The sequence below is a fragment of the Candidatus Rhodobacter oscarellae genome, from assembly GCF_001078595.1.
GTDB lineage: Bacteria > Pseudomonadota > Alphaproteobacteria > Rhodobacterales > Rhodobacteraceae > Rhodobacter_B > Rhodobacter_B oscarellae.
This window is the reverse complement of the sequence record NZ_LFTY01000002.1, coordinates 1,381,722-1,401,437: the sequence shown is the minus strand read 5'-3', so window position 1 is coordinate 1,401,437 and position 19,716 is coordinate 1,381,722. Positions and strand designations below refer to the sequence as shown.

Sequence of the window (19,716 nt, the reverse complement as noted above, 5' to 3'; positions counted from 1 at the left end):
CTTAGGACGCCCGATATGTCAACACGGCGGTGACCCCCATCAGCAGGACAAGCGGCAAGAGCGTTGCGGTGGCCGGGCTAATTCCGCCGGTCTCGCCCATGGAATAAATGACCTTTATCGACACGACCCCGATGTACCCCGCTCCGGCAGCCGCGATCATGCGGATGGGGCGCAGCAAGCGCCCAGAGAACCCAAATCGCGCCAGGGAAATCGCCAGCCCCGCCAACACAAAAGGCGTCACAAAGATCAGTCCCCGCCGCCATGTCGCCATGTCAGCGCTTATCCGCGCAGCCGAGCCCGGATGCGCCTGCGACAGCGCTGCGAGCGGCGCATTGGCCAGATAGAAGCCCTGAATTTCATGGTAACGCAACTCTTCGCGTATGAGCGGCAACTCGATCAACTGGTCCGGCAGGTCAACGCTGGTGTTCTGCCCTTCGCGCGGGTTCCAAAGCTTGACGCCTGACAGGCGCCATTGCCCCGGCACATCGGTCGGGTCCAAGCGCTCGGCGGCGTGTATGGTCCCAAGCTGTTCGTCCTGCAGCCCGCGGAAGATCAGGACGTCGCGCATCGCGGGCGGCTCGCCTCGAAAGACCTTTCCGCGCACGGCGACGTCGCCATAAAGAAACCAGCTGTCGAAGGGAAACCACCTGGGGCTAAAGCGCTTTCCATAGGCGCCTTCTCCCAGTTCGATCTGCTGGATGATCACATAGGGGCGCAGGCGCTCTTCGAGCTGCCATAGCACCGCACCAACCACGACCCCATAGACCAGGATCGGCGCCAGCATCTTGAAAGGCGACAGGCCCGCGCCCATCAGTATCACGGTCTCAAGCCGCATGCGGCGCAGCACCTCGGCGCAGAACACCCCAAAGAAACATGCGACGGGCAAGAGGCGGACCAGGATGTCCACCGCGCGGTAGAACAAGTAGGGCAGCAGGATCTCCGAAAGCGGCACCTGCCGGAACTCCGCGGCGCGGCGCAGGTGTTGAAAGTGGCGGGCCAGGTCGATGCTCCAGGCGATGGCAAGCAACAAGAACGCAAAGAGCGCCGTGATGAGAAGGTAATCCAGCGCGGTGCGGCGCGCCGACAGGCCAAAAAGGCTCACATATCTCAAACGCAGGCGCATCGCGCGGCGACCTAGCCCTGGCCCCGGCGCGGCACGATCAGCGCCTCGCGTCGCCAAAGCACATAGGCCATGGGCAGTAGGATCATCACCAGCAAACTCAGGGCGAAGCTGGCCGCAAACTCTGCCGGGCCGCGCATCGCCGCCTCGGCCAGTACCGCGCGCGCGACCACGTCCCCGGCCAGCACGACAAGCACTCCAACGGGGACCCCGGCGACGCGCCCGATCCACGTGCCCGACCCGGCCGCGCAGGCGACCGCCGTCAGCGCCGCCAAGATGCAGCCCAGCGCGCGGCCAGATATCTGCCCCACAACGCCGTTGATGGATTGCCATTGGGCCTGCGCGCCCGTCGCGACGGCGACGATTGGGAGCAGCACGACGCGCTCGTTCGAGCGCCGTTGGAGGTCGATCGGCTTGATCAACTCCTCCAGGCGAAAGACCAAGGCGACGTTCTGCACGTTCCACTGCGCGGCCTGGAAGGCCGACTGGACGGGCGCTTGGTCCTGATCCAATCGGGCCTGCTGCTCGGGGGTGCGGCCGGTGTAGTCGCGGTAACTTTTCAGTTGGATGGCATAGCTTTCGTCCTCGCGCGGGCCAATCACGGACCAATCATCGGCCTGGCTGGCCCGCCAGCCGTCGCCCGTGTCGGGCTCGAAGATGAATAGGTGGCCGCGTTCCTTGGTGAGGTCCGCAGGCGGGGTGGCAATGTAAGAGCGCCCGTCCAGTCGGCGGATCGAGTTCTTATGCCCCGGTTCAGTGATCTCACGAACGACCGACCTTGCCTCGATGGTCTTGGCGAGGATCCTTTGCGTGTAAAGCGCCGTGGGCGTGATCCAAGAGGCAAATGCAAGGCTCAGGCAGAACCCAAGAGCACCCACGATGGCGGCGAACCCGGGAACACGGGTCCAGGGCACGCCCGCGGCGGCGCAAACCACAAGCTCGTTGGTCTCGCGCGCGCCGACAATCGCAAAATAGAGCGCAATGAGAACGGCGATGGGCAGCGCAAAATCAACCACCTCGGGCAGCTTTAGCAGCGACAGTCGGAGCGTGTCCCAGATCGTGCCGCCATTCTCTACGATGAAACCTAAGAGGGTGGTGAACTCCTCGGCCAGATAGATCGACTCGATCAACACGATAAGACCGGCAAACAGCCAAAACGTGCGCGGACCAAGAAGCCTCAAAATGGGGCGACCTTTCAGCATGGCGGCGGCGTTGCGTTGGCGTGCGAAGGCAAGGGGCGTCTCGGGGCTATGGGCTGTATTGCGCTTGGCCCTGAGTTTCACCGCGAATGGGCATGGACGCAAGCTATCCTGATGCCTGCAGATGCGCGAGCATCACAAATACAGCCCCGGTGACAATCCAGGCATCCGTTGTGTCCAAAAGCCCGCCCTGATGCGGCAGGACCTTGGGGAAATCCTTAACCCCGCTCATGCGCTTGAGCTTTGAGGCCGCAAGGTCCCCGGTTACCGCCAGCGGCGCCACCAAAAGCGCAAGCCCCATGGCTGGCAGGATCGCGGTGCCCAGCACCGCCGCGCCGCCCGCCGCGACCAGCATCAGCATCACCGCGCCAGCGGCCAGCCCCTCGATGGTCTTGTTCGGGCTTAACTCTGGGAAGGCCTTGGTGCGGCCAAAGAGCTTGCCGCCCAAAAGCGCGAAGCTGTCAAACACCTCCACCAGGATGTAGGCCAGCAACAGCCAGGCGGTATAGGTCTGCGCCATGCCGCCGATGGTGAACACCGCCAGCGGCAGCAGCGGGAAGGCCAAAACATAGAGCCGCCGCCCGCGGTCCAGCCCGTTTGGGTGCGCGCCCGCGACGTATAGCGCCTCATAGGCAACCCGTGCGGCATGCGCCAGCAACGCAAGAACCAGGACCCATCCGCCCCACCAGAGCGTGCCCGCGACCACCACGGCGATGAGGGTCTCGACCCAAAGGATCGGCCAGACCTCGCGGATCACACCCGCAGAGCTTTGCCGCGTCGCCAGCGCCGCAAAGAGCAGGTGCCCAAGGACAAGGAGCCCCAAGGTGACCAGCGCCAGTGCTGCCGTCGACGGCATCACTTATGGTGCTTTCGCACGATCCCGGCCTGCCACCAGCGCAGCAGCGGGGCCAACACCGAATGCAGCCCCAGCAAGGCGCGCATCTGGAACCCGGGGGCGACCGTAAACTTGCCCTTCGCAGCGCGGCTGATGATCAGATCGGCCACGTCCTGGGGCTGCCAGACGCCTGCCTCCCCGGTGATCTCCTTGGTGGCGGCGGGCTTGGTGGCGGCCTCGGCGGCGAGCTGCGGCGTGTCCGTGTCCGGCGGGTAGGCCAGGGTGACCTGGATGGCGGGCGCAAGCTCGACCCGGAGCACCTCCGCAAGCCCGCGCAACGCGAATTTCGTGGGCGCGTAGGCCGCATAGCCAAAGATGCCAAAGAACGCCGCGCCGGAGGAGACAAAGACCAAATGGCCGCCGGAAGGCATCGCCGGGACCAAGAGCTTGGCGAAATGCAGCGCGCCGGTATAGTTCACGTCCATCTGGCGCGTGAAGCTCTCGATGGGTTGCTGCACAAACAGGCCCGGCTCGGCGATGCCCGCATTGGCGATGGCCCATTCCGGGGCGCCATGGGTGGCGATGGCGGCCTCCACGGCGGGCGACAATTGATCCAGCACGGATACGTCCGCCGGGTGGCCGCTGATGATGCGGTCAGGATGCGCGGCCTTGAGATCGCGCACCGCGTCCTGAAGCTTTGCCGGGTCGCGGGCGAACAACGCAATGTCATGGCCCTTGGCGGCCAGGCCCCGGGCAAGCGCCAGCCCGATGCCGCTTGACCCGCCGGTGATGAAGGCCGCTCTAGGCATCCCCTGCGAAGTTCAACAGCATGTCATGCGCTTCGGGGTCGTCAACCTGCACCGGGGGGTGCTTGAAGAGGAAGGCGGAAGCCTCTGGAATGGCACCGGAAAGCCCTTTCTCGCGGGCGATGCGGGCGCAACGGATGGCACTGATCGCCATGGCGGCGGCGTTGGGGCTGTCCTCGACCTCTAGGCGCATCTCGATGCTGGTGCGCGCGCCGCCCAGCAACCGGCCCTCCAGGCGTACATAGGCCACCTTGCGGTCATCCAGCCAGGGCACGTAGTCAGAGGGCCCGATGCGGATATCGCCATCGCCCAGCCGGTCCACCATGGCGGTTTGCACCGCCTCGGTCTTGCTCTCGCGCTTGGTGGCGAGGCGGTCCATGTCCATCATGTTCATGAAATCGGTGTTGCCGCCGACATTCAGCTGGTAGGTGCGGTCGATCTTGACGCCGCGCATATCGGCCAGATGTGCCAGCGTGCGATGCACCACCGTGGCGCCGAACTGTGCCTTAAAGTCGTCGCCGATCAGAGGCAGCCCGGCCGCTTCGAATTTCGCGGCCCATTTCGGGTTGGAGGCCAGAAAGACCGGGATGCCGTTGACCACGGCGCAGCCCGCGCGCAGGGCGCAGTTGGCGTAGAACTCGACCGCTTGGGTGGAGCCCACGGGCAGGAAGATGATCAGCACCTCCGCCTCGGCCGCGCGCAGGGCCGCAACGACCTCATCCGCCGTTAGGGCGGGGGCGTCAGAGGGCACGAAAGAGACCTCGGGCGGCTGGTTGCGCATATAGGCCGACACGCCGTCCAGATCAGGGCCGCGATGCACCGGCGCGCCCTGGTCGCCAAGCTGATCCCAGAACACCTCGGTGCAGTTGGGGTCCGCCATCACCGCCTCGTGCATGGGGCGGTTCACTTTACGGCGGTCGACGTCAAAACCGGCCACGATCTCGATATCTTCGGGGCGCAGCCCGCCAAGCGATGGGAAGTTTACACCCACGGCGTCCGGGCCCTTCACCTTGCAATAAGAGACGGCCTGCACCAGCGAGCTGGCACAATTTCCAACGCCCGCGATGGCCGTGCGGATGGGAGTGATCATGTCCCCTCGTACATCGTTATTACTTGTTGTTCTTGCGCTTTTGGCATGGGGTGTCGGGATGCGCCAGCTTTAATAGCGAAAGCCCCCGCCAAGCACCCGAAAGGTCTCGGACACGGCTTGTCCCGTGGCGATATCCACGCCGAACAGCTTGAGTTCGGTGACCTTTGGCAACAGGCCGCTCTCGTCAACGGTGACATAGGCGTAGCGCGCCCGCGTCTGGCGCCCGCCGATCGTGGCGATCAGCTCTGCCTTATTGGGTCCGGATTGGTGCAGCTCCATGGTCAGGCGGGGCAGGGCGCGCAGCGAGACGAGGAAATGCCCGGGCTGCTCCAGCTTGCGATAGTTGAGCCCGAAGGCGAGGTGCTCATACGCTTTCAGGCGCTTGCGCTCGCCCGCGTCGTTATAGCGCCGCCACATGATGCGGCCGGGGCGGGTCTTTAGGTTCCCGTTGCGATCATAGCGGGCCGTGTAGACGACGGTGTTCGAGTTGATGGAGCGCTGGATGTAAAAGATCTGGCCCGGCTCCTTCGGGACGGGCCAATCTGGCCGTACCGCCGGCAGCGCGTCCGAGATCCGTACCGCCTGGCTTTCCAGGCGCACGGCGCGCGCGTCCTCGCTGCTTCCAATAACGAAAAAATCGGCCACAAGGACCGCCCGCAATGCCCAACTCAACATGGTGAACCCCCTAACGGTCCGCGGATGCGATCTGTACCGGCAGACTACCACTTGCCGCCGCCGCCGCAATGTCCACGGCGCGCAGGATGTCTTGGTCGCGATGTTCCGCCGAGAAGAAGAAGCGGATGCGCGGCTGGTCCTTGGGAACGCCGACCTGCACGATGGGCGGGGCATAAATTCCCGCCTCCAACAGCGTCTGGCTGACCATCATGGTCTGCTCGGGGCTGTTGAACATGAGCGGCACCACCGCCTCGCCAATGGCATCGCCCGGGTTAAGGCCCGCCGCCACAGAGGCATCCAGAAAGAGGCGCGACTTCTGTTTTAGCCGCGAAACGCGCTCGGGCTCGTCACGCAGCACGTTCAGCGCAGCATGCGCCGTCGCCACCGTGGTTGGCGAAAGACCGACCGAGTAAACGAACCCAGGCAAGGTAAAGCGCAGCCAAGAGATGATGTCTTTCGAGGCGCAGATGAAGCCGCCCGATGACACAAAGCTCTTGGATAGGGTGCCGACGCTGAGCTCGACCCGCGATGGGTCTATGTCAAAATGCTCGCATAATCCGCGCCCGGTGGCGCCGAGAACGCCGTAGGAATGCGCCTCGTCAACCAGAAGCCAGGCGTCATGCGCCTCCTTCATGGCTACCAGTCTGGGAAGGTCCGGGATGTCCCCATCCATGGAATAAAGTCCCTCCACGACGACAAGGACGTGGCGGTATTGGTCACGGTTCTCGGTGAGGCGCTGCTCTAGGTCGTCCAGGTCGTTATGGGCGAACATCTCGCAGTGGAAGCGCCCAGATTTTGCGCCGAGCAGAATCGAGTTATGCGCCAGCTCATCAATCAGCACCAAGTCACGCGGCCCCAGCAGGTGATTGATCAGGGAGACATTCGTCAGATAGCCAGAGATCATCGCCAGAACGTCGCCGGCGCCAAGGAACTCTGCCATATCGCGTTCCAGAGCCTGGTGCGTGCTGCGCTCGCCCCCGACCAGGCGGGACGCACCGGCACCCGAGCCCATCGCATCTATAGCGGCGTGGCCCGCTGCCAGGACATGTGGATTTCGCGAAAGCCCCAGGTAATCGTAATGCGCCAGGCTAAGGTAGCCATCGGGGTCAGAGGCAAATTTCTGCTCTAGCTTGTCGACCGGTACGAAGTAAGGGTGGCCCTTCTCGATGATCGATTTACCTGCAAGCCGAAAGCGCCTCTCTGCAACGGCGGAAAAACTTGGCCGTTCCGGCTTTACGCGATCTTTCATTCCAAACCTCCGAGGCGACGAGATCGACTATGCCGTTCCCGTCCAATGCGTCCAGTGTTTGCGCGAACGCGTGCGTTTTGTCCACCTTCACACGGATGTTACCCGCTTTGCCAACTCAAAAAACCGGCGTTCCTGAGATGAAACTCGATCAAACAGTTCTTGAGCCGTCACGCGTTAGCGCCGATCGGCGCTGAAAACGGCCAAGTGGGGCTTTCCTGGCGGCGGTGTCGGGGCTTGACCCGCACGGCGCCCGCTCTGCGGGTCGGCAGATTCCTGCCTGGATCCGCCGGTTGGAAGCCTTGTGCCTTCGTCGCGAATGCTGCCGCTAGGTGATATCGGAGGCCGAAATCGCCTGAACCAGGTGCTCGGCGGCACCGGACAGAGCGGCAAAATCATCCTCTATGACGTGAATGGCAAAACCATCCATGAAGCCCGAGAATCGGCCCTTGTTTCGAAACGCCTCTCGGAACCCTAGCTCTAGCAGATGCCGCCCCAGTGCGCGGGCCACGCCGCCAGAAAAGAAGATGCCGCCGGTGGGCAGCGTGTTTAGCGCAATGTCGCCGGTCACCACGCCCATGACGCGCGCGAAGGCCTCGAATGTGGCGCGCGCGAAGGGGTCACCGCCCAGGCTGAAGCTCGCGAAGATGTCGTTGGCGCTGGCCTGCCCGGGGTCGCCTGCCTCTTGGCGCAGCCAGGCATAGACATTCTCGACGCCGCGGCCCGACAGCACCTCTTCTACATCGGCAAAGCCGTGGCTTTGCGCGACATGGGCGGCCAGGCTCAGATCGGTCTGGCTGTGCACGGGAAGGCTGACATGCCCGGCCTCAGAGGGGGGCACGAAGGCGCCGTTTGGTGTCGGATAAACCGGTGCGATGTTAAAGCCGGTCCCGATCCCGACAACAACCTTGGTGCCGTCTCCGGTTGGGCCGGGCACGATCTCGCGCAGGTTCTGCGGCGCGATATGGGTCAGCCCATAGCCTTGCGCCTGCAGGTCATTCAGGACCGCCGCATGGGTGCCCCCGGTCACCGCGCGCAATCCGGGCAGGTCGATGCGCCAGTTCAGGTTGGTCAGCTCGGCGACGCCGTCGCGCACCGGCCCGGCCATGGCCACCGCCGCGCCGTCGACCGCCTCTAAGGCGCGCTCTGCCATATAGGCGGACAGAACCGCGCCAAGATCGTCAAACGCTTCGTTGCGGAACCGCGTGACGCTGGATTGGTCCAGCGCTGTGCCGCGCGCCAGCCCCACACGGGTGTTGGTTCCGCCGACATCCGCGACAAGCGACAACATCTGTTTTGGATCGGTCATGTTGGGTCCATAAGGCCATTTGGGGCGAATTCAGGCGTGATCTGCGCGAAACCGGGGCTGGCTTCAACCCATTTGCTGCGTCGTACCTCGCGGCGCGGGGCCGGTGGAGCGGCCCACCGTGAGTGCCGCCTCGAGCAGATGCTCGACCGGGGGCTGTGCGGGGTCCGCGATGATCGACATCAGCCGGTCGGCGCAGATCCGCCCGGCTTCGCGCACCGAGGACCGGGTGGCGGTAAAGGTCGGCACGTCGCTGGCGTCGCGCAGATAGCTGAGGTCGTCATCGAAGGTGATCACCGACACGTCGCGCCCCAGCACAAGGCCGGAATCCTCGATCGCACGCCTGATCCCGAAGGCCGAAATGATCGACGCGCCCAGGAAGGCCGTCGGCGGGGCGGGCAGGGCGAGCATCTGCTTGGCGGCGGCATAGCCCTGCGCCTCGGTCATCTCTGAGGTGTGGATTAGGGTCTCATCCGCCGCGATCCCGCGCGAATGCAGCGCCTCGACATAGCCCTGATGCCGCCGCGCCGCGAAATCCATCGCCAGCAGGCCGTTGATCAGCCCGATCCGGCGGTGCCCAAGGTCCATGAGGAACTCTGTGGCGCGCAGAAAGGCGCTGCGATTGTTCACGTCGACCCAGTTATAGGGCCCGGGCTCGTTGGTGGAGCGACCATGCACCACGAAGGGCAGCCCGATCTCGCGCAGAAGCGCGATGCGCGGGTCAAGGCTGCGCGGCGCGTGCACGATCACCCCATCGACCGAGCCCTTGGACAGCAGCGCGCGATAGGCCTCCTCCTCGCGCTCGTCGGGCACCGCCGAGATCACCATGTCATAGCCGCGGTCCAGGTAGACCTCGCTGGCGCCGGCGATGAAATCCGAGAAGATCGGGTTGACCATCTCATGATGCGTGCTGATCGGGATCACGTGGCCCACGGCCATGGAGCGCCCCGTGGCCAGCCCTCTTGCGCGGGCGTTTGGGCGGTAATTCGCCGCCGCTGCGGCCTGTGCGACGCGAATCCGGGTGGCCTCGGCGACCTCGGGGTAGCCGTTCAAAGCCCGACTGACCGTGGTTTGGCTAAGGCCTAAGGAGTCCGAGAGTTCCTTTAGATTCATCTGCGAAGATACTCAAAGCGCTTTCAATTACAGTGAATTATTAGTCGTCGGTGCGGTTGAGGTCAAAGGATTTATACGAGCGCCGAAGCGCCCTCAGGTCAGCAGATGCGGGTAAATTAGGCGAAAATGATTGACAGATCAGCGTGAATATCAGACTTATAGGATATTCAAAGCGCTTTGAATTTACCGGAGTGCACAGGATTGCTTTGCGGGCGCGAGTTCTGCGCCAAACTGGGAGGAACGCAAATGAAGCACGTGATGTATGCCAGTGTGGCCACGTTGGCGCTGAGTGCCGCGGCGGCGCAGGCCGAACAGGTGACCGTGTTTGGCCCGTGGCTTGGGCCGGACCAAGAGACCGTCGAAAAGGTGCTCGCCGCCTTTGCCGCCGCTTCCGGTCATGACGTGCGTTATGTGGGCTCCGACAGTTTCGAGCAGCAGATCATGGTGGATGCCGAGGCGGGCTCGGCTCCCAATGTCGCCGTCTACCCGCAGCCGGGCCTGGCCTCTGATATGGCGGGCCGTGGGTTCCTGGCGCCGCTGGCGGAGGGAACCGGCGAATGGATCCGCGACAACTATGCCGCCGGGGAATCCTGGGTCAATCTTGGCACCTATGCCAATGCGGAGGGTGAGAAAGAGCTCTTTGGCTTCTTCTACAAGGTCGATGTGAAGTCGCTGGTCTGGTACTCGCCCGAGAACTTCGAGGATGCGGGCTATGAGATCCCGACCACGATGGAAGAACTGAAGGCGCTGAGCGATCAGATCGTGGCCGATGGCGAGACGCCGTGGTGCATCGGGCTGGGTTCCGGCGGCGCGACGGGCTGGCCCGCCACCGACTGGGTCGAGGATATGATGCTGCGCACGCAGCCGCCAGAGGTCTATGACATGTGGGTGTCCAACGAGATGCCGTTCACCGACGAAAAAGTCCTGGGCGCGATCGAGGAATTCGGCGCGTTTGCGCGCAATGACGATTATGTGGCCGGCGGGGCGGGCGTCGTGGCCTCGACCGATTTTCGCGACTCGCCCAAGGGGCTCTTCGCGAGCCCGCCGCAATGCTACATGCACCGCCAGGCGTCGTTTATCCCGGCCTTCTTCCCGGACGGCACCGAGGTGGGCGCGGATGCGGACTTTTTCTACTTCCCGGCCTATGCGGGTAAGGACCTGGGCACGCCGGTTCTGGGCGCGGGCACGCTTTGGGCGATCACCAATGACAGCCAAGGGGCGCAAGACCTCATCAAGTTCCTGCGCGAGCCGCAGGCGCATGAGATCTGGATGGAGCTTGGTGGATTCCTGACGCCGCATAAAGGCGTGGACAGCTCGAAATTCGCCGATGCGCCAACCGCGAAGATGAACGAGATTTTGCTGGGTGCGACGACCTTCCGGTTCGATGGTTCGGACCTGATGCCGGGCGCGGTTGGCACCGGCAGCTTCTGGACGGCGATGGTGGACTATTCCGGCGGCGCGCCCGCTGCGGAGGTGGCCGCAGATGTCCAGGCCAGCTGGGACGCGGCGAAGTAAGTAAGGCAAGCGCTGGATCCATATTTGCGGGTCCGGCGCGTCTTGGTGGGGGGCAAAAATTTTGAAAATTTTTGCGCAAGAATTTTTCCAAAATTCTTGGCCCGCTCGAAGGCCAGGTGACAAGAATGAGAACCCGGCGGGCGCAAAATCCTTGCAAGGATTTTGACAAGGCTTTTGCAAAAGCCTTGCGGCGCTCCGCGGACAGGCTTCGCAAAGGAAGTGAGCTATGCATCCAGCGATACAAGGGATCATCACCATCGTGCTCGGCGTGGGCGGCTGCGTGGGGTATTTCTACTTCTCCAACCTGATCCTCGATAAGGTCATTTTCCCCGCCAGCGGGTCCAATATCGGCCGCAACATCAACCGCGCCAATTTGATCCGGCCCTGGCTGTTTCTGGGCCCTGCATTCCTCGCGTTGGGGCTTTATCTGGCCTATCCGGTCTACGAGACGATGCGGCTAAGCCTGATCGACCGCGACGCGGGCAACGCCTTTGTGGGGCTGGCCAACTACAAGCAGATGGTGGGCGAGCCGAAGTTCTGGGAGGCCTTGCGCAACAACTTCCTGTGGCTCTTGATCGTGCCGGCCGCGGCGACGGCGTTCGGGCTGTTGGCGGCCCAGCTTACGGACCGCATCTCTTGGGGCAACCTCGCCAAATCGCTGATTTTCATGCCCATGGCGATCTCGTTTGTGGGCGCGGGTGTGATCTGGAAGCTCGTCTACGAGACCCGCCCCGCCGATGCCGAGCAGATCGGCATCCTCAACGCGCTCTACATCTATTTTGGCGGCACCGACCCGCAGACCTGGCTGACCATCCCGTTCTGGAACAACTTCTTTCTGATGATCGTGCTGGTTTGGATCCAAACGGGTTTTGCCATGGTTATCCTCTCTGCGGCGATCCGCGGCATCCCCGAGGACACCATTGAGGCCGCGATCATCGACGGGGCGGGGCCGTTCCAGATCTTCTTTAAGATCAAGGTGCCGCAGATCATGGGCACTATCCTGGTGGTCTGGACGACGGTGACGCTGGTGGTCTTGAAGGTCTTCGACATCGTCTTTGCCATGACCAACGGGCAATGGGAGACGCAGGTTTTGGCGAATTACATGTTCGACAAGCTTTTCCGCGCCAATGACTGGGGGATCGGCTCGGCCAGCGCCATGGTGATCATGCTTCTGGTGACGCCGATCCTGGTGTGGAACGTTGTGAACGCCCGCAGGGAGTTGCGCTGATGGCCCACGACCAAAGGGGAGCAAATCATGGATAATATCGCTGGAACTAAGTCGAGCCTGACCTGGGCGGTGCATATTTCTGCCGCGGCGCTGGTGATCCTGTGGCTGCTGCCGACGGTGGGGCTGTTTATCAGCTCGTTCCGCACGGCAGACCAGATCGCCACCTCTGGCTGGTGGAAGGCGCCGTTCCCAAGCGTGCAGAACCTCACGCTGCGCTCTGCGGCGCCGGACACCCAGCGGGAGGCGGGCGGGCTTTTTGTGATCGAGGGCAACCTATTCGCCGAGGACGCGCGCGAACAGGCGCCGATCACGGTCTACGGTGTCTCCTCGCGCGCCGTCGACGCCTTCCAGCCCGGCGAGACCGCCGAGCTGCGCAAGGGCGGCACGATCACGGTGCAGGCGAATGGCGACTACCGCATGGAGCATAGCGAGGCCTTCACCGGCGCGCGAGGCCAGCGCGTGTTCGTTACCGCCGAGATCCCGCCGGAGTTCACGCTGGGCAATTACGACAAGATGCTTTTTGATCCGGCCAATGTCGAGGGCATGTCCAAGGCCTTCTTCAACACGTTGACGGTGACGATCCCGGCCACGATCATCCCAATTCTGATCGCCGCCTTCGCCGCCTATGCTTTGGCCTGGATGGAGTTCCCGGGCCGCGTGCTGTTGATCGCGCTGGTGGTGGCGCTCTTGGTGGTGCCGCTGCAGCTGGCGCTGATTCCGCTCTTGAAGCTGCACAACAGCATCGGGATCGGGAAGGGCTATATCGGCGTTTGGCTGGCGCATACCGGGTTCGGCTTGCCCTTGGCGATCTACCTGCTGCGCAACTATATGGTCGGCCTGCCCAAGGACATCATCGAGAATGCGCGGGTGGACGGGGCCTCGGACTTTCAGATCTTCACCAAGATCATCATCCCGCTGAGCTTCCCGGCGCTGGCGAGTTTCGCCATCCTGCAGTTCCTGTGGACCTGGAACGACCTTCTGGTGGCCAAGGTGTTTCTGATCGACGCCAGCGGCGAGACCACGGTGATGACCAACAAGATCGTCGAGCTTCTGGGCACCCGCGGCGGCAATTGGGAGATCCTGGCCACGGCGGCCTTTGTCTCGATCGGGGTGCCGCTTTTGGTGTTCTTTGCAATGCAGAAATACCTGGTGCGAGGCCTGCTGGCAGGATCGGTGAAGTAATGCGGAACGCGCCCCGGGCCTGACCCGGGGCCTCTGATTAGAGGCAAGAGAGCGACATGAACGAGATGGTGCAAATGTCTGTGAAGGCGGGGAAATCAACCGATCCGGATTGGTGGCGCGGGGCGGTGATCTATCAGATCTACCCGCGCAGCTACCAGGACAGCAATGGCGATGGGATCGGCGATCTGCCGGGGATCATCCAGCGGCTGCCCTATGTGGCCTCGTTGGGGGTGGATGCGATCTGGATCTCGCCCTTCTTCACCTCGCCGATGCTGGATTTCGGCTATGACGTCAGCGATTACTGCGATGTCGACCAGATGTTCGGCACGCTCAGTGATTTTGACCAGCTCATCGCCCGCGCCCACGAGCTGGGGCTGAAGGTGCTGATCGACCTGGTGCTGTCGCATACCTCGGACCGGCATGACTGGTTCGCCGAAAGCAGGCGCTCGCGCGAAAATGCCAGGGCGGATTGGTATGTCTGGGCCGACCCCAAGCCCGACGGCACCCCGCCCAATAACTGGCTTTCGATTTTCGGCGGCCCCGCCTGGGAGTGGGACGGCGAGCGCATGCAGTACTATCTGCACAACTTTCTAAAGGAACAGCCCGACTTGAACCTGCACAATCCTGCGGTTCAGGACGCGCTGCTGGGGGTCGTGCGGTTCTGGCTCGAGCGTGGTGTGGATGGTTTCAGGTTGGATACGATTAACTTCTATTTTCACGATCCAGAGCTGCGCGACAACCCGGCGCTGTCGCCGGAGGACCGTAACGCCTCCATCGCCCCGGCGGTGAACCCGTATAATTGGCAAGACCACCTGTATGATAAGAACCGCCCGGAGAACCTTGAATTTCTTAAGAGATTCCGCGCCGTTCTAGAGGAGTTCCCCGGCGCCACCGCCGTGGGCGAGGTCGGTGATAGCCAGCGCGGCGCCGAGATCCAGGCCGAGTATAGCTCGGGCGGTGACAAGGTGCAGATGTGCTACTCGTTTGATTTCCTCAGTGGCGACAGCCTGACCGGGACGCGCGTGCAAGAGGTCGTGGACCGGTTCGAGACGCTAAGCCAGGACGGCTGGGCCTGCTGGTCGTTTTCCAACCACGACGTGGTGCGGCATGCGACGCGCTGGGGACTGTCCGAGGCGGCGTTGCGGGTGCACGCGGCCTTGTTGCTGACGCTGCGCGGCTCGGTCTGCCTCTACCAGGGCGAAGAACTTGGCCTGACCGAGGCCGAGGTCGGCTTTGAGGACCTGCAAGACCCCTATGGCATCCGCTTCTGGCCCGAATTCAAGGGCCGCGATGGCTGCCGCACGCCGATGGTCTGGCAGCAGGACAATCGCAACGCCGGCTTCTCTGAGGGCAGCACCTGGCTGCCCGTCGCGCCCGAGCATCTGGCCCGCGCCGCCGCCGCGCAGGAGGGCGACGCGGCCAGCACGCTGGCCTGGTACCGCAACATGCTGGCCTTCCGCGCCCGGCACCTTGTGTTGGCCAAGGGCGATGTCGAGATAACCGAGGCCCGCGACGGCTTTCTGTCGCTGATCCGCCGCCATGAGGGGCAGCGCATATTCGCGGCGTTCAACCTGGGCGCGGACCCGCAGCCGATGACCCTGCCGCAAGGCCGCTGGGTCCAAGACCAGTCCGCGCCGTTCAGCGCGACGCATACAACCGAGCTTGCCGCCCATCAGGCCTGGTTCGGCGTAGAGGAGGGGTAGATGGCGAATCTAAAGCTGAAAGATGTGGGTAAGGCCTATGGCGGCACCGTTGAGGTGCTCAAAGACATCAACCTGGACATCAAGCAGGGCGAGCTGATCGTGTTCGTGGGCCCCTCTGGCTGCGGCAAGTCCACGCTGCTGCGCATGATCGCGGGGCTCGAGAAGATCACCACGGGCACGCTGGAGATCGACGATCTGATGGTCAATGACGTGCCGCCCGCGCAGCGCGGCATCGCGATGGTGTTCCAATCCTACGCGCTTTATCCGCATATGACGGTGCGCGATAACATGTCGTTTGCGCTGAAGATCGCCAAGAAGAGCCGGGACGAGATCGACGCGGCGGTGAATAAGGCCGCCAAGATCCTGCAGCTCGAGCCGTATCTGGACCGCCTGCCCAAGGCGCTCTCCGGCGGGCAGCGCCAGCGCGTGGCCATCGGGCGCTCGATTGTGCGCGACCCCAAGGTCTATCTCTTCGACGAACCGCTCTCGAACCTCGATGCGGCGCTCCGGGTGGCCACGCGAATCGAGATCGCGCAGCTCAAGGAATCGATGCCCGAATCCACGATGGTCTACGTCACGCACGACCAGGTGGAGGCGATGACCCTGGCCAGCCGAATCGTTGTGCTTGCCAATAAGGGCATTGCCCAGGTGGGCTCTCCGCTGGATCTCTATGAGCGGCCCGAGAACGAGTTCGTCGCGCAGTTCATCGGCTCGCCGGCGATGAACCTTCTGCCGGGAGAGATCATCGGCACCGGCGCGCAAACGACGGTGAAGATGGCGGATGGCGGGACAGCGGTGTCCAACGTGCCGACCACCGATGCCGATATGGGATTGGCGGTCAATGTCGGCGCGCGGCCCGAGGATATGGTCGCCGCAGAGGGCAACGCGCTCTTTGAGGGCAAGGTCAATATTGTCGAGGCTCTTGGCGAGGTGACCGTGCTTTATTTTGAACCCGCAGGCGCCGCGGACCCGGTCATCGCCAAGCTGCCGGGGATCCAGCATGACATGCGCGGCAAGTCCGTTCGGCTGACGGCGGATCCGTCCAAGGTGCACCTCTTCTCGAACGGTCAATCGCTGCTCTACCGCTAAGCGCCACGCCCCTGCTTCACCTTGTTCCAAATACGCAAACCCACGCTGTCAACGCGCCCCGCGGCTGCGTTTGGGCACGGCCTGACGATTGCGGCCTAAAAGAGCAAGGACCCAATCGCCCAGGTCCCTAAGAAACCGAGGCTAAGTACGGTGGCTAAGAGGAATGCAGCCCAGGCAGAGGGCCGCGGCGGGGGGGCGTGAACGCCCCGGACGGTGTGGGGATGTTGAGCCATATCGGGATTAACGCAAATTCCACCTAATATAGCGTTAATGGGGATATGAAAATTTGCCCCATCATCTCCGCGACCGCTTGGCAGGACCGGCTGCCGCACGACGCCGCGGCACTGCAGCAGTCCTGGGCCTATGGCGCCGCGGTTGAGGCGATGGGGCGCGAGGTCTTTCGCGCAGAGATCACAGATCAAGGCCTGACGCTTGGGGTCGCGCAGGTTTTGCTCAGGCGGTTGGGGCGGTTTGGGCTCGTAGGGCTGATGTCGCGCGGGCCCATTTGGTGCGGCGAGGTGGATGCAAGCCTGCGCTCCGCGGCGCTGCGCGGCCTGCGCGCCGCGCTGCCGGGGCAGGGCGCGCGGCTGCTGCTTGCGACATCCGAAGAGCCCGACCAGGCCGGGCTAATGCCGCTCTATACCGCCGCTCATATGGCAGAGGTTGACCTCTCCGCGGGGCCACGGGCCGCGCGCCAGGCGTTCCACGGCAAGTGGCGCAACCGATTGGTCAAGGCCGAGGCCGCGCGGCTGCGCGTTCAGACCAGCCGCGACCCCGACACGTTGGTCGCGCTGATCGAGCGTGAGGCGGAGCAGCAGCGCCACAAGCGCTATCGCAGCCTGCCCGGGCGCTTCATTGCCAATTGGGTGCGCAATGACCCTTGCGGATTTCGCATCTACCGCGCGCTGATGGGCAATCAGCCGGTGGCAGAGATGCTGTTTTTGGACCACGCGCCGGGGGTGACCTATCAGATGGGCTGGAGTTCCGGCGCCGGGCGGACCCTTTCGGCCCATCATCTGCTGCTTTGGCTCGCTATCCAGGATTTCGCCGATATCGGGCGCCTGCGCATGGATTTGGGCACGCTGGATACCGTGACGGCGCCGGGGCTGGCGCGGTTCAAGCTGGGGGCGGGCGCAAAAGTGCGCCGCTTGGGGCAGACCGGTCTGGTGCTGCCCGGTGTCCCGTGGCCCGGGGGTCAGGGCCGAGCGACCTCGGTGGGCCGCGCGCAATAGGCGCTGATCCGAGAATACGGCATGCGCCGCACCGGGGCATCGCAATTCTGCGCCGCTTATGCTTTGATCGCTCCGATATGCCACGGAGAACACAATGCCCGCGCCCCGCAACCTCCTGAAAGAAAAACTTATCGCCGGTCAGACGCAGATCGGCTGCTGGCTGGATATGGCCGCCAATGTGCCCGCCGAGATCGCGGGCCGGGCCGGGTTTGACTGGTGCATGATCGACGGCGAGCACGCTCCGCTGAACCCCACGCTGATCCGCGATCAACTGATCGCGCTTCAGGCCGTAGGCTGCGCCGCAGCCGTGCGCGTGCCCATGGGCGAGGCCTGGTATCTCAAGCAGGTGCTGGATGCGGGCGCGCAAAGCGTGCTGGTGCCCATGGTGGACAGCGCCGCCGAGGCGCGCGCGATGGTGCAGGCGGTGAAGTATCCTCCCCAGGGCGGGCGCGGGCTGGCCGCCTTGGTTATCCGCGCCAGCGGTTACGGCGCCGAGGCGGATTACACCCAAACCGCGAATGACCAGATCTGCCTTATGGTGCAGGCCGAGACCCCCGGTGCGGTCGAGCATATCGACGCCATCGCCGCGACCGAGGGCGTGGATTGCGTCTTTATCGGCCCGCATGACCTGGCCGCGAATATGGGCTACGTCGGGAACACCGACGCGGCAGAGGTGCGCGCGGCAATCGCCCATGTGATGGCGCGCACCCGCGCGGCGGGTAAAGCCGTGGGGATGTTCTGCCTCAATCCCGATGATCTGGCGGGGTACCGCGATATGGGGGCGACGGTGCTGGCCGTGGCCAGCGACGTTGTGAGCTATCGGCAGGCGTTGGAGGAACGGATCCGAAAGGTCCGCTCTGTGCTGAAATGAATCAAAAATATCATTACAATCCAGAATCTTGCTGGTTGAAGCTAATGTCGCTTACTCGATCGGCGCGACCTTCTTGAGATAGGCCGCTATCGCCGCGCGGTCCGCGTCTGTCAGCTTCGCGGTGTTCTCGATCACATCCGCCATATGGCCGCCCGCGCTGTCAAAATCGGGGGTGAAGCCCGACTTTAGATACTCTGCGATGTCACGTTCGGACCAGCTCAGCTTGCCCGGCGTGATGTTGGGGATGGTGCCGCGGCCAGAGGGGTTGGGCGCCCCGCCCAGCCATGCCGACAGGGTCATCCCTCCCAGCGGGTTGCGCGCGGTGTGGCATTCGCCGCAATGGCCCAGGGCCTCCACCAGATAGCGCCCCTGCGTCTCAGCTTCGGTCAGGCCATCGGCGACGACCCAATCTTGGTTCAAAAACAAGAACTTCCAGCCTCCCAAAGAGCGGCGGATGTTGAAGGGAAGCCCCACCTCATGCGGCTTGGAGGGCTCGGCACTGCTGGGCAGGGTCATCAAGTAAGCGTGCAGCGAGACCACATCGCCCAATTCCGCCTTGGCATATGAGCCATATGGGAAAGCCGGGAAGTAATGCGCGCCATCGGGTGAGACGCCCTTGAGCATCGCGTTGGCCAAATCCATAGCGGACCAGCCGCCGATGCCATGCGCAGGATCGGGCGAAATGTTAGGCGCAAGGAAGGTCCCGAACGGGCTGGGAAAGCTGCGCCCTCCGGCAAGCACCAGCTTTGCCTCGCCTTCGGCGCCGGGCGCGGCGTGGCACGACGCGCAGCCCGCGGCGTAAAACACCGCCTCGCCGCGCGCCATATCCGGCTCTAGTCCGGCCAGCGCATCCGCGGGCAAGGTCTGGGGCCGTGTGACCCACCAGAAAACGGCAGCCCCGACCAAGGCCAGAGCAACCGCCCATCGAAAGAGCGCTTTTAGCATGCCCGTTTAGTTGCTTGGGCCGCGATAGGCCTTGTGGCAGGAGCCGCAGGCACCTCCGACCGCGCCGATCGCGCCTTGCACGCCCTCAAGCGAGCCCGCCGCGGCTTGCATCGCCGTGGCCGCCGCGCCAAGCGCCATAGCTTTATCGATGACCGTCGAATCTGCCGCCCACATCTTGGCAAGCGCGCGGGTTTCGTCGCCCAACTCGTCCACCGACGTGCCCGGGACCCAAAACGCCATGGTGTTCATCGTGGCAAGGGCTGCGAGGTTGTCGGCGGCGGTCTGCGCGGCTGCGGCGTTGTACTCGGTATCGCCCTTGGCCATGCCGCCCAGGATGCCCAAATGGAATCCGTAGAGCTGCATATGCGATTTGCGGGCCTTCACAGCGGGGTTCCCGGCATGGCCGCCCGCGAATGCGGTTGTGGCGGCGATGGCGAGGGCGGCGAAGCTGCCCATCAGGTGGCTGGTCCGTAACATACGTCTGACTCCCTGAACTAATTGATTGTCCCTGCATGGTAGCTGTGTGAAAAATCGGAACCAGTCGTCATTTTTGCGGATCGG

18 protein-coding genes are annotated in these 19,716 nt (G+C 63.6%); 7 read left to right on the top strand and 11 right to left on the bottom strand.

The genetic code is table 11. The annotated features are described in order from the left end of the window. Window position 1 precedes the first annotated feature (1 nt). The 9 genes from AIOL_RS11605 to AIOL_RS11565 form a co-directional block, all read right to left on the bottom strand. Window positions 2–1,102: an LptF/LptG family permease gene (locus AIOL_RS11605; protein WP_235438987.1), complete on the bottom strand. Its 1,101-nt coding sequence runs from the start codon at window positions 1,100–1,102 to the stop codon at window positions 2–4. Window positions 1,103–1,134: 32 nt separating this feature from the next. After that, the gene (locus AIOL_RS11600; RefSeq protein ID WP_160314471.1) at window positions 1,135–2,301 is read right to left on the bottom strand and encodes an LptF/LptG family permease; all 1,167 of its coding nucleotides are present in this window, start codon (window positions 2,299–2,301) and stop codon (window positions 1,135–1,137) included. A gap of 124 nt (window positions 2,302–2,425) precedes the next feature. After that, the gene (locus tag AIOL_RS11595; protein WP_049643120.1) at window positions 2,426–3,175 is read right to left on the bottom strand and encodes a phosphatidate cytidylyltransferase; all 750 of its coding nucleotides are present in this window, start codon (window positions 3,173–3,175) and stop codon (window positions 2,426–2,428) included. Beyond that, window positions 3,175–3,963 (bottom strand): SDR family oxidoreductase, encoded by a 789-nt coding sequence (locus AIOL_RS11590; RefSeq protein ID WP_049643119.1) that lies wholly within the window; start codon window positions 3,961–3,963, stop codon window positions 3,175–3,177. Before AIOL_RS11590 ends, AIOL_RS11595 begins: the two co-directional genes overlap by 1 nt. Then, window positions 3,956–5,050 (bottom strand): inositol-3-phosphate synthase, encoded by a 1,095-nt coding sequence (locus tag AIOL_RS11585; RefSeq protein ID WP_049643118.1) that lies wholly within the window; start codon window positions 5,048–5,050, stop codon window positions 3,956–3,958. The genes AIOL_RS11590 and AIOL_RS11585 overlap by 8 nt, the downstream gene beginning before the upstream one ends. Before the next feature lie 69 nt (window positions 5,051–5,119). Next, entirely contained in the window at window positions 5,120–5,725 is a 606-nt protein-coding gene (locus AIOL_RS11580; protein ID WP_082152550.1) for a DUF4833 domain-containing protein, read from the bottom strand. Between the two features lie 10 nt (window positions 5,726–5,735). Then, window positions 5,736–6,974 carry an aminotransferase class I/II-fold pyridoxal phosphate-dependent enzyme gene (locus AIOL_RS11575; RefSeq protein ID WP_049643116.1) on the bottom strand — a complete coding sequence of 413 codons (1,239 nt, stop codon included), beginning with the start codon at window positions 6,972–6,974 and terminating at the stop codon, window positions 5,736–5,738. A 325-nt stretch (window positions 6,975–7,299) separates the two neighbouring features. Then, window positions 7,300–8,280, bottom strand: coding sequence for a glucokinase (locus AIOL_RS11570; RefSeq protein ID WP_049643115.1), 981 nt, complete (start codon window positions 8,278–8,280; stop codon window positions 7,300–7,302). Window positions 8,281–8,343: 63 nt separating this feature from the next. After that, a complete protein-coding gene (locus AIOL_RS11565) occupies window positions 8,344–9,390 on the bottom strand; it encodes a substrate-binding domain-containing protein (RefSeq protein ID WP_049643114.1) in 1,047 nt (348 codons plus the stop codon). 246 nt (window positions 9,391–9,636) lie between these two features. Here AIOL_RS11565 and AIOL_RS11560 point away from each other — a divergent pair, with 246 nt between their 5' ends. The 7 genes from AIOL_RS11560 (at window position 9,637) to AIOL_RS11530 (ending at window position 18,210) form a co-directional block, all read left to right on the top strand. Then, complete coding sequence (locus tag AIOL_RS11560; protein WP_049645408.1) at window positions 9,637–10,905, top strand: ABC transporter substrate-binding protein; 1,269 nt, start codon at window positions 9,637–9,639, stop codon at window positions 10,903–10,905. Window positions 10,906–11,131: 226 nt separating this feature from the next. Continuing rightward, window positions 11,132–12,133, top strand: coding sequence for a carbohydrate ABC transporter permease (locus tag AIOL_RS11555; RefSeq protein ID WP_049643113.1), 1,002 nt, complete (start codon window positions 11,132–11,134; stop codon window positions 12,131–12,133). 27 nt (window positions 12,134–12,160) lie between these two features. Continuing rightward, window positions 12,161–13,315, top strand: coding sequence for a carbohydrate ABC transporter permease (locus tag AIOL_RS11550; protein WP_049643112.1), 1,155 nt, complete (start codon window positions 12,161–12,163; stop codon window positions 13,313–13,315). Window positions 13,316–13,371: 56 nt separating this feature from the next. Then, entirely contained in the window at window positions 13,372–15,018 is a 1,647-nt protein-coding gene (locus AIOL_RS11545) for an alpha-glucosidase (protein WP_049643111.1), read from the top strand. Continuing rightward, complete coding sequence (locus tag AIOL_RS11540; RefSeq protein ID WP_049643110.1) at window positions 15,019–16,107, top strand: ABC transporter ATP-binding protein; 1,089 nt, start codon at window positions 15,019–15,021, stop codon at window positions 16,105–16,107. Between the two features lie 278 nt (window positions 16,108–16,385). Further along, the gene (locus AIOL_RS11535; RefSeq protein WP_049643109.1) at window positions 16,386–17,339 is read left to right on the top strand and encodes a GNAT family N-acetyltransferase; all 954 of its coding nucleotides are present in this window, start codon (window positions 16,386–16,388) and stop codon (window positions 17,337–17,339) included. Between the two features lie 94 nt (window positions 17,340–17,433). Then, complete coding sequence (locus AIOL_RS11530; protein WP_049643108.1) at window positions 17,434–18,210, top strand: HpcH/HpaI aldolase family protein; 777 nt, start codon at window positions 17,434–17,436, stop codon at window positions 18,208–18,210. A gap of 51 nt (window positions 18,211–18,261) precedes the next feature. Here AIOL_RS11530 and AIOL_RS11525 read toward each other — a convergent pair whose 3' ends face one another. Both AIOL_RS11525 and AIOL_RS11520 read right to left on the bottom strand, forming a co-directional pair. Then, on the bottom strand, window positions 18,262–19,155 hold the full coding sequence (locus AIOL_RS11525) for a c-type cytochrome (protein ID WP_049643107.1): 894 nt from the start codon (window positions 19,153–19,155) through the stop codon (window positions 18,262–18,264). A gap of 6 nt (window positions 19,156–19,161) precedes the next feature. Beyond that, a complete protein-coding gene (locus AIOL_RS11520; RefSeq protein ID WP_053101253.1) occupies window positions 19,162–19,632 on the bottom strand; it encodes a c-type cytochrome in 471 nt (156 codons plus the stop codon). Window positions 19,633–19,716: the final 84 nt, after the last annotated feature.